This is a genomic window from Streptococcus sp. 339 (assembly GCF_013277285.1).
Lineage (GTDB): Bacteria > Bacillota > Bacilli > Lactobacillales > Streptococcaceae > Streptococcus > Streptococcus pseudopneumoniae.
In genome coordinates this window covers 1-15475 of the sequence record NZ_VMMR01000062.1, presented here as the reverse complement: position 1 = coordinate 15475, position 15475 = coordinate 1, and the positions used below count along the sequence as shown (strand labels likewise).

The 15475-nt window shown below is 38.0% G+C and carries 16 protein-coding genes and 1 pseudogene; 10 read left to right on the top strand and 7 right to left on the bottom strand.

Annotated features, from left to right (window positions below; genetic code table 11):
- The first annotated feature begins 10 nt into the window (after positions 1 to 10).
- Positions 11 to 1612 carry a type I restriction-modification system subunit M gene (locus HT736_RS08185; RefSeq protein ID WP_101514425.1) on the top strand — a complete coding sequence of 534 codons (1602 nt, stop codon included), beginning with the start codon at positions 11 to 13 and terminating at the stop codon, positions 1610 to 1612.
- A 114-nt stretch (positions 1613 to 1726) separates the two neighbouring features.
- Here the strand turns inward: HT736_RS08185 and HT736_RS08180 are convergent, their stop codons facing one another.
- The 5 genes from HT736_RS08180 to HT736_RS08160 all read right to left on the bottom strand — a co-directional run bounded on the left by HT736_RS08180 (position 1727) and on the right by HT736_RS08160 (position 4494).
- Positions 1727 to 3211: an RNA-binding domain-containing protein gene (locus HT736_RS08180; protein ID WP_172930927.1), complete on the bottom strand. Its 1485-nt coding sequence runs from the start codon at positions 3209 to 3211 to the stop codon at positions 1727 to 1729.
- Between the two features lie 441 nt (positions 3212 to 3652).
- Complete coding sequence (gene rpmG / locus HT736_RS08175; protein WP_001265622.1) at positions 3653 to 3802, bottom strand: 50S ribosomal protein L33; 150 nt, start codon at positions 3800 to 3802, stop codon at positions 3653 to 3655.
- A gap of 15 nt (positions 3803 to 3817) precedes the next feature.
- Positions 3818 to 4000, bottom strand: a complete 183-nt coding sequence (gene rpmF, locus HT736_RS08170; protein ID WP_000290417.1) for a 50S ribosomal protein L32 — start codon at positions 3998 to 4000, stop codon at positions 3818 to 3820.
- 151 nt (positions 4001 to 4151) lie between these two features.
- On the bottom strand, positions 4152 to 4328 hold the full coding sequence (locus HT736_RS08165) for a PTS ascorbate transporter subunit IIC (RefSeq protein WP_033608448.1): 177 nt from the start codon (positions 4326 to 4328) through the stop codon (positions 4152 to 4154).
- 25 nt (positions 4329 to 4353) lie between these two features.
- Complete coding sequence (locus tag HT736_RS08160; protein ID WP_173277652.1) at positions 4354 to 4494, bottom strand: hypothetical protein; 141 nt, start codon at positions 4492 to 4494, stop codon at positions 4354 to 4356.
- 189 nt (positions 4495 to 4683) lie between these two features.
- Here HT736_RS08160 and HT736_RS08155 point away from each other — a divergent pair, with 189 nt between their 5' ends.
- From HT736_RS08155 to ilvD, 6 genes are all read left to right on the top strand, one after another.
- On the top strand, positions 4684 to 6714 hold the full coding sequence (locus tag HT736_RS08155; protein ID WP_172930926.1) for a BglG family transcription antiterminator: 2031 nt from the start codon (positions 4684 to 4686) through the stop codon (positions 6712 to 6714).
- A 3-nt stretch (positions 6715 to 6717) separates the two neighbouring features.
- On the top strand, positions 6718 to 7002 hold the full coding sequence (locus HT736_RS08150) for a PTS sugar transporter subunit IIB (RefSeq protein ID WP_000912476.1): 285 nt from the start codon (positions 6718 to 6720) through the stop codon (positions 7000 to 7002).
- 12 nt (positions 7003 to 7014) lie between these two features.
- On the top strand, positions 7015 to 8361 hold the full coding sequence (locus HT736_RS08145; protein WP_000975294.1) for a PTS ascorbate transporter subunit IIC: 1347 nt from the start codon (positions 7015 to 7017) through the stop codon (positions 8359 to 8361).
- Between the two features lie 3 nt (positions 8362 to 8364).
- Entirely contained in the window at positions 8365 to 9222 is an 858-nt protein-coding gene (locus HT736_RS08140) for a transketolase (RefSeq protein WP_050261595.1), read from the top strand.
- The gene (locus HT736_RS08135) at positions 9219 to 10151 is read left to right on the top strand and encodes a transketolase family protein (RefSeq protein ID WP_050261596.1); all 933 of its coding nucleotides are present in this window, start codon (positions 9219 to 9221) and stop codon (positions 10149 to 10151) included. The genes HT736_RS08140 and HT736_RS08135 overlap by 4 nt, the downstream gene beginning before the upstream one ends.
- 232 nt (positions 10152 to 10383) lie before the next feature.
- Positions 10384 to 12087, top strand: coding sequence for a dihydroxy-acid dehydratase (ilvD, locus tag HT736_RS08130; RefSeq protein ID WP_000137354.1), 1704 nt, complete (start codon positions 10384 to 10386; stop codon positions 12085 to 12087).
- A gap of 301 nt (positions 12088 to 12388) precedes the next feature.
- Here the strand turns inward: ilvD and HT736_RS08125 are convergent, their stop codons facing one another.
- Positions 12389 to 12730, bottom strand: coding sequence for a metal-sulfur cluster assembly factor (locus HT736_RS08125; RefSeq protein WP_054392984.1), 342 nt, complete (start codon positions 12728 to 12730; stop codon positions 12389 to 12391).
- A 123-nt stretch (positions 12731 to 12853) separates the two neighbouring features.
- On the opposite strand from HT736_RS08125, the pseudogene HT736_RS08120 reads away from it, so the two are divergent.
- Positions 12854 to 13390 (top strand): annotated as a pseudogene (locus tag HT736_RS08120) (Rgg/GadR/MutR family transcriptional regulator); the annotation flags it as partial.
- Between the two features lie 378 nt (positions 13391 to 13768).
- Here HT736_RS08120 and HT736_RS08115 read toward each other — a convergent pair.
- The gene (locus HT736_RS08115; protein ID WP_172930925.1) at positions 13769 to 14305 is read right to left on the bottom strand and encodes a biotin transporter BioY; all 537 of its coding nucleotides are present in this window, start codon (positions 14303 to 14305) and stop codon (positions 13769 to 13771) included.
- A gap of 254 nt (positions 14306 to 14559) precedes the next feature.
- On the opposite strand from HT736_RS08115, the gene HT736_RS08110 reads away from it, so the two are divergent.
- Both HT736_RS08110 and HT736_RS08105 read left to right on the top strand, forming a co-directional pair.
- On the top strand, positions 14560 to 15291 hold the full coding sequence (locus tag HT736_RS08110; protein ID WP_001281647.1) for a cyclase family protein: 732 nt from the start codon (positions 14560 to 14562) through the stop codon (positions 15289 to 15291).
- A gap of 20 nt (positions 15292 to 15311) precedes the next feature.
- Entirely contained in the window at positions 15312 to 15449 is a 138-nt protein-coding gene (locus HT736_RS08105; protein ID WP_023933419.1) for a hypothetical protein, read from the top strand.
- Positions 15450 to 15475: the final 26 nt, after the last annotated feature.

Below are 15475 nucleotides of genomic sequence, written 5' to 3'. Positions count from 1 at the left end.
AGGAGACCCTATGTCACAAACAGATTTATCAAGAGAACTCTACCAATCCCTCTGGAATGCGGCAGATATCCTGCGTGGCCAGATGGAAGCCAATGAATACAAGTCCTACCTCTTGGGCTTGATTTTCTACAAGTACCTATCCGACAACATCCTCCAAGCCGTCTGCGATAACTTGGACGAGCCCTTTGAGTCCTTCCAGCAAGCTCAGCTTCTCTACGAGGAAAACTTTGCGGATGCAGATGTCCGTGAAGACCTCATCGAGGTCTTAAATGACGAGCTGGGCTATGTGATTGAGCCTTCTCTGACCTTTACCAAGCTGGTTCAGTCTATCCATGAAGGCACCTTCCAGCTAGAATCCCTAGCCCAAAGTTTCCGTGATATCGAGCAGGCCAATGAAAAATTTGAAAATCTCTTCGAAGATATTGACCTCTATGCGAAAAAGCTAGGCAACACGCCACAAAAGCAAAACAAGACCATCTCTGAGGTCATGAAACAGCTCAACGACCTTAATGTCTCTGGTCATGCTGGTGATATCTTAGGTGATGCTTATGAGTACCTGATTGGCCAGTTTGCCAGTGATTCTGGTAAAAAGGCTGGAGAGTTCTATACACCTCAAGCAGTCTCTCATCTTATGACTCAGATTGTCTTTGCAGGGCGTGAGCATCAAAAGGGGATGTCGGTTTACGACCCGACCATGGGTTCTGGTTCTCTCTTGCTCAATGCCAAGCGCTATAGTAAGGAAGCTTCGACGATTTCTTACTACGGTCAAGAATTGATTACTTCGACCTTCAACCTTGCTCGTATGAATATGATGCTTCATGGAGTTGCGATTGAGAACTATCACCTCAGCAACCACGATACTCTAGACTCAGATTGGCCGACTACCGAGCCGACAGACTTTGATGGGGTTTTGATGAATCCACCCTATTCGCTGAAGTGGTCAGCAGATAGTGGCTTCCTGCAAGATCCTCGCTTTTCAAGTTATGGAGTTCTTGCACCTAAGTCTAAAGCAGATTTTGCCTTCCTTCTTCACGGCTTTTACCACCTCAAGCATAATGGGGTCATGGCCATTGTCCTTCCCCACGGAGTCCTCTTCCGAGGAGCAGCCGAGCAAAAGATTCGCCAGCACCTGCTAGAAGAAGGCGCTATTGATACAGTTATCGGCTTGCCAGCAAATATCTTCTACAACACCTCTATCCCGACAACCATTATTATCCTTAAAAAGAATCGCACCAATAAGGATGTCTTCTTTATCGATGCCTCAAAAGAGTTTGAAAAAGGGAAAAATCAAAACAATATGACCGAAGACCATATTGCCAAGATTTTGGAAACCTATCAAAAACGCGAGAATGTCGAGAAATTTGCCCATCTAGCCAGCTTTGAAGAGATTGTCGAAAATGACTACAACCTCAACATTCCACGCTATGTTGATACCTTTGAGGAAGAACCTGTAGTTCCCCTAGCCGACCTCGCAGACCAGCTCGCAGAGATTGATAAAGAGATTGGAGAAGTCGAAGCCAGACTCGCACACATGCGCAGCCAGCTAGTAGGCACAACACCAGAAGCCCAAGCAGAATTAACCGCCTATCTCGAAAAATTGAAAGAGATTTAGAGAGTAGGGGAAGAATGAAAAGACGCAGGCCGATTTGAGCCTGCGTTTTGGTTTCCGAAAATTTGGGAAAAGACAATATTATTTCAAAAATTTTTAGGAATGAAAATAAAATATTTAATATTTAGTCATGAAATCTCCAAGATTTTTGATTTGTTGTTTAATGATGTGGTATTGTTCAGTTGAGCTTTTAGGGAGAACATATCTTGTAGATCGTCCCTTACCTTCTATCTCAATATACTTTTTATTTTGTAGAGATTTCAAATTTTCTCTAAATTTATACTCAGTCATGAGAGAATTTTCGAGGACATCATTTTTAGTAATGCTACCATTTTTAATGATATATTCAAGTATTATCTTTTCATTATCTGATGTATCCGCATAAGAAGACAATAAGTCTACTTTCCAGATTGTAACAACAGTACTATCAAAGGTAGTGCTTACCTCAGGGATTTTTAGTTTATACTTTTCGGAAATATCAAAAATTTTTGGTCCACCTGATCCAGCTTTTTCGGACATCCCAATTCTACGGAATAATGAAGAGATTGTACTATTTCGCGTTTTGGAAGTTCCGCCATGTATAAATTCGGGAATAGAAATTTTCATCTTACCTGGATTTTTAAATTCATAGAAGTCTTGATAAGCTGTAATAACTATAGGAGAATCAAAGTCATAGTAAGCATGCATTAAGCAGTTTACTAAAGCTTCACGTATAGATTCAGATAGGTCTTTCTTGAATGGTAAACGGTGGGCAGATTCGTTATTAAACTCAAATCTATCATTTGTTGTAGTAGTTAATTTTTTATATGCTAAATTGAAAAAATCAAACATGTTTAAATCAGGGTACATCATATCCCCTGTTGAAATTCTATCGTTCCACCTAGTTGAAAGGGAGGTATCTTTTTCAAAATAGTCTAATTGAAATTTGGGATAACGAGAAATGATAGAATTGTACTTTCCAAAAAATATTAGTCCTCCTGCGGTTAATTTATATGTATTATCAATCCTGTCTTTTTTAAATACACCAATTTCGATTAGAAAATTTCTCAACGAAATGCTATTATATTTTATATTACCAGTAAGTTCAATTAATAATTGCTTGTAATGTTCTATTGTATCTAAATTTAAATCATTTTCGTCAAAATTATTAAGTAACTCACTATCAATATCATCATGAGAACTAGTCATCAGATATTTAAGTTCTTCTTTATCAAGTCGAACATCGCCTTCACCTAATCTTTTATATGACTCACGATAATCATTTTTTAGATGGACGGGTTTTTGGTGAGGATTCGCTTCTCTTACAGTGATTACCATGAGTTGTTTATTTTTGCCTGGAATATCAATGTATTCAATATCATTATCTGTAAGTAAGTTACAACTAACTTTTTGTTTGTTTGCGACTAAAGCGAATAAATTGTCTCGTATTTTTTGAGGATTATTGACTCCTTGGTAGGGGTCAATATTTTTTTCGTCTATCCCGAGAATTATTTTCCCGCCATTTGTATTTGCAAATGCTGAGTAGGTTTCCCAGAAAGATTCTGGAAGATCGTTTTTAGCTTTTTTGTATTCTAAATCAACCCCTTCAAATTTTAAGTCCATATTTTCCCTTCCTAAAATATAATGTTGCTTAAATTTATTTTTTTAAATGATTGTCACGCGAAAAAGTAAATTTGATAGATAATTAAAATCTTTGATTTCATCGTATTTCTAAGATATATTTTAAAATATTCACGCGAAAATCACGCGAAAATCGCGCGAATATTTGTAATCAAAATTCAATTGAAAAATGTAGAATTTTCAATAATAAAATAGATGGATTTAAAATCTATTTTATTATAACACAGAGATAAGAAAAAATAGATAGTGAGACGAGTTTAAATAGGATTACTCGTTATGAAATGTTAATTACTTTTGATGGCTTAACAAATATTATCAATAATGTAGTCATTCGAATGATTCTCATTGCAATGTACTGAAATTAACAAAAAGAAAAAACGCTTGAATCAGCGTTTTTCTTCTGTATTGATTCGTATTGAATGCTTACTTAACTTCGGTAAACACAACGTGTTTGCGAAGTTTTGGTGAGTATTTCTTCAATTGAAGACGGTCTGGAGTGTTACGTTTGTTTTTAGAAGTAAGGTACAAGCGTTCACCAGATTCTTTGTGTTCAAGTGTAATATTTACGCGCATGGTATCTCCCTTCTATTATTCAGCTGATGCAGCTTTAGCGATTTTACGTCCTTTGTAGTATCCTTTAAGTGATACACGGTGAGAACGTGAGTAATCTCCAGTAGTTTCGTCAAAGTTTACAGATGGAGCTGTTACTTTGTAGTGTGTACGACGTTTGTTTTTCTTCGCTTTTGAAGTGCGACGTGCAGGTACTGCCATTTTGATTTCTCCTTTAGGTATTTATATTCGATTCAATCTACTGATTTTCATCAACCATACTAGGATAACACATTTTTTTTGTAAAGTAAAGTTACTTGACAAAAAAAGATGAAAAAATTCTCCTGTCAGTCCTAGCAGACAGGAGAAAATGTTAAATATCAATCTCAAATGGTTCGTCAATGGTTTCTGATACGTATTTTCCGTCTTTCTTCCGTTGTTTGACACATTCTGTGAGGAGATATTCGATTTGCCCATTGACTGAACGAAAGTCGTCTTCTGCCCATGATGCGAGTGCAGCGTATAACTTTGTTGAGAGTCGAAGGGGGATCTGCTTTTTTTAGCTTCAGCCATCTTTAGTAAAGACTTCCTGTGTTGACAATTGGTTGTGCATCATGATTGCCACAGAGAACGACTAGGAGATTTGAAACCATGGCAGCTTTTCGTTCTTCGTCAAGCTCTACCAATTCCCCTTCATTGAGCCGTTCTAGTGCCATTTCAACCATTCCTATTAATTGATATCTAAATGATATCGCTTTAATTTATAACGTGAAAAAAAGTAGAAAAATAATTACTAAAAAGTTTCAGCCCAATAATTTCTTTTAAAAGGTGAGATTATATTGTGCTCAAATACTCTTTTATTCTTATAACTTTTACACTATAATTGTAGTTAGAAAGGAAGAGAAATGTTTGATTATAGAGCACTAGTTATTTTGATGACTTTGATGGATCATTGTGAGCTATCGTTATATGAGTTATCTGTTAAGGTGAGCTTACCTATAAAGGAAGTCAAAGAAGGAATAGATTATTTAGTGCCTTATCTAGCTAATAAAGGGATAGTGCTGGATAAAAAGCAAGGTCGCTATAGTTTATCAAATCGTACGAAGCAATCTTTGACAGATATTATTAAGTCGGATGAATTGGTTTTACCAAAGTCGACTCGCTTAGCTTTAATCTATCTTTACACTTTTTGCCGATTAGATTTTATATCAAATAATCATTACCAAGACTTTTTGAAAGTAAGTAAGAATACAACCTTATCTGATATTCAATCATTAAGAAAGATTATGTTAGATAATGATTTGGAGCTAGGGTACAGTAGAGCAAAAGGTTATACTTTACACGGTTCAGAGTGGAATAAGCACCGCTTAGCTTTTCAAATGGTTAGTGAGTTGCTGGAATCCTCCATAGGGATTTGGGGTTTGGATTATGTTTTATCCAGTTGGGGGTATTCATTAACTTATGATTTGATAAATCAGGTAGTTAAAGATTATTATGAGAAGCTACAGCTAGTACCTATTGTAAATCAATTAAAAGTTTGCCTTTTCGGTTTAGTATTCATTCTGTGTAGGTATCAAAGGGATGTTGAAAGAGTATGTCTTTCAGAGACATTAGTATCTCCTGTTATTCAAGATATAACGACTATTTTATTGGATACAGTGGTTGATTTGGGAATTATAGATACGGTGTTTTCTGAGGATGATTATCGCTATATCACAGTTTTATTATCAAGTTGCTTTGAAGGTGAAGTAGATGTTGCTCCGGTTTACTTTAATCAATTAACAGAGGCTATTATAAGTAGAATGGAAGATATTTCTTTGTTACATTTTAAACAAAGGGAAGGATTGAGAGAAAATCTTCGCCGCCACCTTATACCGGCTTACTATAGATTAAAGTTCGGCCTACCTAGTTCAAATGAATATGTATTGCATGTTAAAGAGCATTATCCTGATTTATTTGAGTTAGTCAAAGATTCTTTGATGCCCTTGATGGATGCTATTGACAATCCCATATCTGATAGTGAAACAGCATATTTTGTTATCCATTTTGGAGGATATTTAAAGAAAGCAGATACTTTGCCTCAAAAATGGTATAAAGCAGCAATCATTTGTCCTAATGGTGTTAGTTCTTCATTGATGTTAAAAGAGAATCTATTAGCATTATTTCCTCAAATTGAGTTTATAGGAACCTCAAAGATTGATGATTTACAGGTGAAAGCTAGTAGTGACTATGATATGGTTTTTTCTACCATAAAGGTGGAGACAGAAAAGCCAAATTATCTAGTCTCGGTTATGATGACTGAAGAGCAAGCAATACAACTAGTAGAACTAGTATTAAAAGATTTTCCGAATTTAGAGTATGGGGATTTTGAGATTGAACAAATCCTGAATATTGTCAAAAGATATGGAATTATTACACAAGAATTGGAATTAAGATTTGCGTTAAAGAATTATCTTTATCAAAAAAATGATAGAAAGGAAATTGTACCAGTGCTAGAACAACTTATTACCAAAGAAACCTATCAGGTGAGTTCGCAAAAATTAGGATGGAAGGAGGCGATTCGTTTAGCAGCTAAACCGCTTTTGGATCAAGATAAGATAACTGAGAACTACCCTGAGGCAATGATTCAAAAAGTAGAAGAGTTTGGACCTTTTATTAATTTAGGGAAGGGAGTAGCAATTCCTCACGCTCGGCCAGATGAAGGTGTGAATGAAATAGGAATGTCAATGTTAGTTTTGGAAGAACCGATTTATTTATTGGATAATCCAGAACAGGAGGTAAGATTGTTAATTTGTATTGCAGCCATTGATAATGAGAGTCATTTAAAGGCTTTGTCACATTTAACAACAATTTTAAGAGATAAAAATCATGTTCAAGCTTTAATTTCATCAAAAAACTATGATGACATTAAAATGATAATTAAACAGGAGGATTAGATAATGTTAAAAATTGGTACAGCTTGTGGTTCAGGATTAGGTTCAAGTTTTATGGTACAGATGAATATTGAATCTGTATTGAGTGATTTGAATGTTTCAGATGTAGAAGTTGAACACTATGATTTAGGTGGAGCAGATCCAAATGCAGCGGATATTTGGATTGTTGGTCGTGATCTAGCTGATTCAGCTAGTCATCTTGGAGATGTTCGTATCTTAAATAGTATTATTGATATGGATGAACTACGAGAATTAATTACTAAACTTTGTGAAGAAAAAGGACTTATATAGGAGGCTAGCGTCATGATGAAGTTCATATTGGATATTGTTAGTACACCAGCTATTTTAGTAGCTTTAATTGCAATCTTAGGATTAGTTCTTCAGAAGAAGAAATTACCTGATATTATTAAAGGTGGAATTAAGACCTTTGTTGGTTTCTTAGTTGTATCTGGTGGTGCAGGAATTGTACAAAATTCTTTGAATCCATTTGGTACCATGTTTGAGCATGCTTTTCATTTATCTGGCGTTGTGCCGAATAATGAAGCAATTGTAGCTGTAGCTTTAACAACATATGGCTCAGCTACTGCAATGATTATGTTTGCAGGTATGGTATTCAATATCTTAATTGCTCGTTTTACTCGATTCAAATATATCTTTTTAACAGGGCACCACACTCTATATATGGCGTGTATGATTGCGGTCATTTTATCAGTTGCTGGCTTTACTAGCTTGCCTCTTATCTTACTAGGAGGATTAGCACTCGGTATTATTATGAGTATTTCCCCAGCATTTGTGCAAAAATATATGGTTCAATTAACTGGAAATGACAAGGTGGCTTTAGGTCATTTCAGTTCTTTGGGATATTGGTTGAGTGGTTTTACTGGTAGCCTTATCGGTGACAAATCAAAATCAACAGAGGACATTAAATTTCCAAAGAGTTTAGCTTTTTTACGTGATAGTACTGTTAGTATTACTTTGTCCATGGCAGTTATTTACATTATTGTAGCTATCTTTGCAGGGTCAGAATATATAGAAAAAGAAATCAGTAGTGGTACAAGTGGTCTAGTTTATGCTTTACAATTAGCAGGTCAATTTGCAGCAGGGGTATTTGTTATTTTAGCAGGTGTTCGCCTTATTTTGGGTGAAATTGTTCCAGCCTTTAAAGGTATTTCAGAGCGTCTTGTACCTAATTCAAAACCTGCTTTGGATTGTCCGATTGTTTATACTTATGCACCCAATGCAGTTCTAATTGGATTTATCTCTAGTTTTATTGGTGGTTTAGTAAGTATGGCAATTATGATTGCTTCAGGAACGGTTGTTATCTTACCAGGTGTTGTGCCTCATTTCTTCTGTGGAGCGACTGCAGGTGTTATTGGGAATGCATCTGGTGGTGTTCGTGGAGCTACTATTGGAGCATTTTTACAAGGTATTTTAATTAGTTTTCTTCCAGTCTTTTTAATGCCAGTTTTGGGAGGACTTGGTTTCCAAGGATCAACTTTCTCAGATGCAGATTTTGGTCTATCAGGAATTATTTTAGGAATGTTAAATCAATTTGGCTCACAAGCAGGCATTGTCATTGGTCTTGTTCTTATTTTAGCAGTTATGTTTGGAGTATCCTTTATTAAAAAGCCATCTGTAAAGGAGGAATAAGGGATGATTTTAAGTGAAAATAGAGAAGATGAGTTAAGAAAATTTGCGACTAACATCCGATTAAATACTCTTGAAACCTTGAATCATCTTGGATTTGGTCATTATGGAGGGAGCCTGTCTATCGTAGAAGTTTTAGCAGTGCTTTATGGTGAAATAATGCCAATGACTCCAGAAATATTTGCATCACGAGATAGAGATTATTTCATATTATCAAAAGGTCATGGAGGACCAGCTCTATACAGTACACTCTATTTGAATGGTTTCTTTGACAAAGAATTCTTATATTCTTTAAATACAAATGGAACCAAATTACCGTCTCATCCTGATAGAAATCTAACGCCGGGCATAGATATGACAACTGGCTCTTTAGGACAGGGAATTAGTGTTGCAACCGGACTTGCATATGGTCAGAGAATAAGAAAAAGTCCCTTTTATACCTATGCTATTGTTGGAGATGGTGAGTTAAATGAGGGACAATGTTGGGAGGCTATACAGTTTGCTTCTCATCAACAGTTATCCAACTTAATTGTATTTGTAGACGATAACAAAAAACAATTAGATGGTTTTACAAAGGATATTTGTAATCCAGGTGATTTCGTAGAAAAATTTTCAGCATTTGGATTTGAATCCATTAGGGTCAAGGGTTCAGATATTAGAGAAATTTATGAAGGGATTGTCCAATTAAAACAGTCAAATAATTCATCCCCTAAGTGCATTGTATTAGATACTATTAAAGGTCAAGGGGTTCAAGAGCTGGAAGAAATGAAATCCAATCATCATCTTCGCCCTACTGTAGAGGAGAAACAAATGTTAACTTCAGTTGTAGAAAGATTAAGTCAGGAATTGGAGGAAACAGAATGATGAGAAGTACGAAAGAATTACGGCATGTATATAGAGACTTCCTTTTAGAGGCTAATCAAAGTTATTCTGATATAGTAGTCTTAGAAGCCGATTTGTCAAGTTCGATGGCTACTCATAATCTTGAAAAGGACTTTGGAGACCGTTATGTGAATGTTGGGATTATGGAAGCAGAAATGGTCGGCCTTGCAGCAGGCTTGTCTATTCAGGGGTTTAGACCTTATCTTCATACATTTGGCCCTTTTGCTTCACGAAGAGTATTTGATCAATTATTTATTTCTCTTGGATACGCACAATTGGATGCCACTGTTATTGGATCAGATGCAGGAGTAACTGCGGAAATGAATGGTGGGACACATATGCCATTTGAAGAAATTGGATTGTTACGTTTAATTCCTAAATCGATCATTTTCGAAGCAACTGATGATATCCAATTTCGTGAAATCTTGAACCAGACATTAGAATTAAAAGGACTAAAATATATTCGAACAATTAGAAAAGCTCCAGAGGCTGTCTATCAAGGTGGAGAAGATTTTTCTAAAGGCTACATTGAGTTAAGACACGGGGAAAATCTTGTAATAGTTGCTTCTGGCATAATGGTTGCTCCAAGTATTCGAGTTGCAGATGAACTGTCTAAATTAGGTTATTCAGTAGGTGTGATAGATTTATTTAGAATCAAACCGATACCAGAACAGATAAAAACAATGTTAAGTGGAAAAACTATATTTACTGTAGAAAACCACAATCAGATAGGTGGAATTGGCAGTGCTTTATGTGAATTATTCTCTGATGATGGAATAACAAAAATTCATCGGATGGGTGTTCAAGAAAGATTCGGTCAAGTAGGGAAAGTGGATTATCTTCTTAATGAATATGGTTTGAGTGAATCGAATATAAAAGAGAAAGTTCTAGAGTTTTATAATGCAAGATAGATGTTAAATACACTGTTCTGAAAGAATTTTTGTAACAATTACAGTACGTTATTTAAAGAAAGCGGATTAAAAAGCATATTCTGGTCATCAGAAAGTGCCCTAATCCGCTTTGTTGTTTTTAGTTTTAAATATTTCATATGTATATAGAATTTTCTGAAAATTCAAGAATTTTCTTCTGTTCATTGCCTTTAAAATGTGCTATAATAGTAAAAACTGAAATGGGAGGGAACAAATGACTGAATTAGATAAACGTCACCGCAGTAGCATTTATGACAGTATGGTAAAATCACCAAACCGTGCTATGCTTCGTGCGACTGGTATGACAGATAAGGACTTTGAAACACCGATTGTGGGAGTGATTTCGACTTGGGCGGAAAATACACCATGTAACATTCACTTGCATGATTTCGGGAAACTGGCTAAAGAAGGTGTCAAATCTGCAGGCGCTTGGCCTGTACAGTTTGGAACTATTACCGTAGCAGACGGGATTGCTATGGGAACGCCTGGTATGCGTTTCTCTCTAACATCTCGTGACATCATCGCGGACTCCATCGAGGCGGCTATGAGTGGTCACAACGTGGATGCCTTCGTCGCTATCGGTGGTTGTGACAAGAACATGCCTGGATCTATGATTGCCATTGCCAATATGGATATCCCTGCAGTCTTTGCCTATGGTGGAACGATTGCACCGGGAAATCTTGATGGCAAAGACATTGACTTGGTTTCTGTCTTTGAAGGTATCGGAAAATGGAACCACGGTGACATGACAGCTGAGGACGTGAAACGTCTTGAATGTAATGCCTGCCCTGGCCCTGGTGGCTGTGGTGGTATGTATACTGCTAATACCATGGCGACTGCTATCGAAGTTTTGGGTATGAGTTTGCCAGGTTCTTCATCTCACCCAGCTGAATCAGCTGATAAGAAAGAAGATATCGAAGCAGCAGGACGTGCTGTTGTTAAGATGTTGGAGCTTGGTCTCAAACCATCAGATATCTTGACTCGTGAAGCCTTTGAAGATGCTATCACTGTAACGATGGCTCTCGGTGGTTCTACAAATGCCACTCTTCACTTGCTTGCCATTGCCCATGCCGCAAATGTTGACTTGTCACTTGAGGACTTCAATACGATCCAAGAGCGTGTGCCTCACTTGGCCGACTTGAAACCATCTGGTCAGTATGTCTTCCAAGACCTCTACGAAGTCGGTGGTGTCCCTGCGGTTATGAAGTACTTGTTGGCAAATGGATTCCTTCATGGAGATCGCATCACATGTACTGGTAAGACAGTTGCTGAGAACTTGGCTGACTTTGCAGACCTCACACCAGGTCAAAAAGTTATCATGCCACTTGAAAATCCAAAACGTGCGGACGGTCCGCTTATCATCTTGAACGGAAACCTTGCTCCTGACGGTGCAGTTGCCAAGGTATCAGGTGTTAAAGTGCGTCGTCACGTTGGGCCTGCTAAGGTCTTTGACTCAGAAGAAGATGCCATTCAGGCTGTTCTGACAGATGAAATCGTTGATGGCGATGTAGTCGTTGTTCGTTTCGTTGGGCCTAAGGGTGGTCCTGGTATGCCTGAGATGCTCTCACTTTCATCCATGATTGTTGGTAAAGGTCAGGGAGACAAGGTTGCCCTCTTGACGGATGGTCGTTTCTCTGGTGGGACTTATGGTCTGGTTGTTGGACATATCGCTCCTGAAGCTCAGGATGGTGGCCCGATTGCCTACCTTCGTACAGGCGATATCGTTACGGTTGACCAAGATACCAAAGAAATTTCCATGGCCGTATCCGAAGAAGAACTTGAAAAACGCAAGGCAGAAACAACCTTGCCACCACTTTATAGCCGTGGTGTCCTCGGTAAATATGCCCACATCGTATCATCTGCTTCACGCGGAGCCGTGACAGACTTCTGGAATATGGACAAGTCAGGTAAAAAATAAACTCATACTCTTCGAAAATCTCTTCAAACCACGTCAACGTCGCCTTGCTGTAGGTATGGTTACTGACTTCGTCAGTTCTATCCACAACCTCAAAACAGTGTTTTAAGCTGACTTCGTCAGTTCTATCCACAACCTCAAAACAGTGTTTTGAGCTGACTTCGTCAGTTTTATCCACAACTTCAAAACAGTGTTTTGAGCAACCTGCGGCTAGTTTTCTAGTTTGCCCTTTGATTTTCATTGAGTATCAAAAAGCAAGCCATTTTCGGCTTGCTTTTTTCATCTTTAAAAGTGATTGGTCTGATTAACGAGGTGGTAGTCCAAGGGCAATACGGCCGTAGCGACTGATTCGTGTGATTTTCCAAGCGGGCGACCAGGTAACTTCAATCTTGACATCTTCGATACCTTCGATTTGTTTCAGACCTGCAACGATTTCAATAGGCAGGCTTTCGGCACAATCACAGGCGGTGTCAGTGAAGGTCATGACAATCTTGCAGAGACCTGTTTCGTCCAGATTGATTTCATAGATCAGCCCTAGATTGTACACATCCAATTCCACATCTGTATCAAAAACCTTCTCTAGTTTTTCGATAATTTGATCTTGCAAGGCCAAAGCACGGTCATTGATTTTGATATCCTCTCTCATTACAGTCCCTCCACATGATAAATATCCCCTATTTTCTCATAACTCTGACAATTTGGCAAGCTTTTGATGAATTTTCTGAAAAATATGATAAAATGAAGAAAATACGGAATCAAGGGGAAGTCTATGGAGCAGATTGGAAAAGTCTTTAGACAATTACGAGAGTCAAGAAATATCTCACTGAGACAAGCAACCGGGGGACAATTTTCGCCGTCTATGTTGTCCCGCTTTGAAACAGGTCAGAGTGAGCTTTCGGTGGAAAAGTTTTTATTTGCCCTAGAAAACATATCTGCCAGTGTGGAGGAAATCCTCTTTCTGGCGAGAGGTTTTCAGTATGATACAGATTCTGAGTTGAGAAAAGAAATCATAGATGTCTTGGATCCAAAGAATATAGCTCCGCTTGAGGACTTGTATCGCAGGGAGTATCAAGAGCATGCCCATTCTCAAAACAAACAGAAACATATTCTAAATGCCATTCTTATCAAGTCTTATATGAAGAGCATGGACGAAAGGGTAGAGTTAACGGCAGAGGAGGGGAAAGTCCTTCATGACTATCTGTTTTCTACCGAGATCTGGGGAATCTATGAACTCAATTTATTTTCAGTCAGTTCACCATTTCTATCTGCTTCTCTTTTCACTAGGTATGTTAGAGAGATGGTACGTAATACTTAATGAAAATCAAAAAGCAAACAAGGAAGATAGCCGAAGGCAGTACTGGCGTATGGCAAGGCGACGCTGACAAAGTTTAAAGAGATTTTCGAAGAGTATTAGCCCCAAACTTCATCCGCAATTTCCTGGATGAGGGCAATGGCTGATATCAATGTTAAGGAGCTTAGTTATCATGTTACTGAAAATGATGTAGCGATAACTTTTTAAACAATCGTGTATAAAAAGATTTCAATTTTTAAAACCTTAACTATTAAGCTATTCAAATCTATAATTGAATAAAAAAGCGAACAAAACAAAATTCTGATTACCAGAAAAATAGTTTTGTTCGTTTTTTTATATTTGGGGTCGGAATTTTGTTCCAGCCTCTTTTTATTATTGTTGAAAATAGCCTTGTCCTTTCAAACTTCTAAAAATAGGTTGGCTAAGTAGGGTGATGGCTACTAGTTTTCCAAGGTCAGGGAGTATAAATGGTAGGACACCGACTGTAGTAGCTTGTGCTAGAGGCATACCCGATGAGAGATGTAGTCCCAGGATGCCACCGACAAAAACAAGACTATCTCCTAGTAGATTGGCCAGAAAAATTTTAGGGGGACTGGTTTTGGGATGGGTCAGATAGGCGGTCACTCCGGCATAAAGCAAATCAAACCAGAGGTAGCCTGCACTTGGTCCGACCAGGACATGAAAACCAGCACTTCCCCCAGCAAAGACAGGAAGACCGATTCCACCCAAAAGGAGGTAGAGGCCTACAGATAGAAGAGCTTCACGAGGACGAAAGATAGTAGCAATTAGCCCAATCGCTAAATTTTGCAATGTGAAGGGAACAGGACCAAGGGGAAGGGTAATCTGAGCCAGCACAGCAATCAAGGCAGCCCCGATAGCTGGAAGAACTAAGGTGTATGATTTTTTCAAGATTGTCAACCTCTTTTTGTTTTTATGGTAATTATTATAATGGATTTTGACAGATTGTCAACTTTATTTTTAAACATAGGTAACAAATAGTGTGGCAGTCGAAAGGTATAGTTTAAAACTATATATACCTCAAGAAAAGAGTAATGCGATATAATCGATAAATGCTTGTTTAGGGAATCCTTTGCTGGTATAATAGAAGCATCTATTACAACTGATATAGTTTGAAACTATGTTTCTATCAAGGAGGTTCTGTCATGTCTGATTTATTATCGCTTTATGAAACGTTAAAATCAAAGAAATGGGTCAATCTAAGCCATCGTATTGATGAAAATAGCCCGCATTTCCCAGCTCTTCCAGCCTTGGAAAAGAAGGATTTATTCACTTTGAAGGATGGATTCCATGTGCAACAGTTTTCTGTGGTTGGTCAGTACGGTACCCACATTGATGCTCCGATTCACTTTGTTGAAGGTGGTCGTTGGTTGGAGGAGATTGACCTCAAGGACTTGCTTTTGCCTCTTTTTGTTATCGATAAGTCGGCAGCAGTAGCTGAAAATCCAAACTATATTTTGACGAAGCAAGATATCTTGGACTTTGAAGCGGAACATGGACAAATCCTGCCAGAGTCTTTTGTAGCTTTTCGGACAGACTGGTCCAAACGTTGGCCTGATCAAGATGCTATGCGTAATCTTGATGAAAATGGGGTGCAACAGAGTCCTGGATGGAGCCGAGAAGCCTTAGAATTTTTGATTCATGAACGTCAGGTCAAGGCCGTCGGTCATGAGACTTTTGACACTGATGCAGGCATTCCTGCTGCTGAGCATGGGCTTCTCAATGAATACTATCTCTTGGAGCAGGATATTTATCAGGTAGAAGTATTAGCCAACCTAAATCAAGTGCCTGCTACAAGTGCCCTGATTAGTATCAGTTTCCCTAACTGGAATCAAGCGACTGGTTCGCCTGTTCGTGCTTTAGCAATTTTACCTTAGAAATAGAATTGGAGAAAAAGATGACACATACACACGCACCTTTCCGAGTAGATCATGTTGGTTCCTTCCTTCGTCCAAAAGCGCTTGTTCAAGCGCGTGAAGCCTTCGCAGCTGGTGATATCAGCCAAATTGAGTATGAATATGATTTGAGTGAATAGTAAGTTAAACCCCAATTATTCACCCC

What these genes read in the sequence shown, in the direction of transcription:
- HT736_RS08185 (WP_101514425.1), top strand. Translation starts at nt 11, where the DNA reads ATGTCACAAACAGATTTATCAAGAGAACTCTACCAATCCCTCTGGAAT.
- rpmG (WP_001265622.1), bottom strand. Translation starts at nt 3,802, where the DNA reads ATGCGCGTAAATATTACACTTGAACACAAAGAATCTGGTGAACGCTTG.
- HT736_RS08105 (WP_023933419.1), top strand. Translation starts at nt 15,312, where the DNA reads ATGACACATACACACGCACCTTTCCGAGTAGATCATGTTGGTTCCTTC.
- HT736_RS08155 (WP_172930926.1), top strand. Translation starts at nt 4,684, where the DNA reads ATGTTTGATTATAGAGCACTAGTTATTTTGATGACTTTGATGGATCAT.
- HT736_RS08135 (WP_050261596.1), top strand. Translation starts at nt 9,219, where the DNA reads ATGATGAGAAGTACGAAAGAATTACGGCATGTATATAGAGACTTCCTT.
- HT736_RS08160 (WP_173277652.1), bottom strand. Translation starts at nt 4,494, where the DNA reads ATGGCACTAGAACGGCTCAATGAAGGGGAATTGGTAGAGCTTGACGAA.
- rpmF (WP_000290417.1), bottom strand. Translation starts at nt 4,000, where the DNA reads ATGGCAGTACCTGCACGTCGCACTTCAAAAGCGAAGAAAAACAAACGT.
- HT736_RS08110 (WP_001281647.1), top strand. Translation starts at nt 14,560, where the DNA reads ATGTCTGATTTATTATCGCTTTATGAAACGTTAAAATCAAAGAAATGG.
- ilvD (WP_000137354.1), top strand. Translation starts at nt 10,384, where the DNA reads ATGACTGAATTAGATAAACGTCACCGCAGTAGCATTTATGACAGTATG.
- HT736_RS08145 (WP_000975294.1), top strand. Translation starts at nt 7,015, where the DNA reads ATGATGAAGTTCATATTGGATATTGTTAGTACACCAGCTATTTTAGTA.
- HT736_RS08125 (WP_054392984.1), bottom strand. Translation starts at nt 12,730, where the DNA reads ATGAGAGAGGATATCAAAATCAATGACCGTGCTTTGGCCTTGCAAGAT.
- HT736_RS08140 (WP_050261595.1), top strand. Translation starts at nt 8,365, where the DNA reads ATGATTTTAAGTGAAAATAGAGAAGATGAGTTAAGAAAATTTGCGACT.
- HT736_RS08150 (WP_000912476.1), top strand. Translation starts at nt 6,718, where the DNA reads ATGTTAAAAATTGGTACAGCTTGTGGTTCAGGATTAGGTTCAAGTTTT.
- HT736_RS08180 (WP_172930927.1), bottom strand. Translation starts at nt 3,211, where the DNA reads ATGGACTTAAAATTTGAAGGGGTTGATTTAGAATACAAAAAAGCTAAA.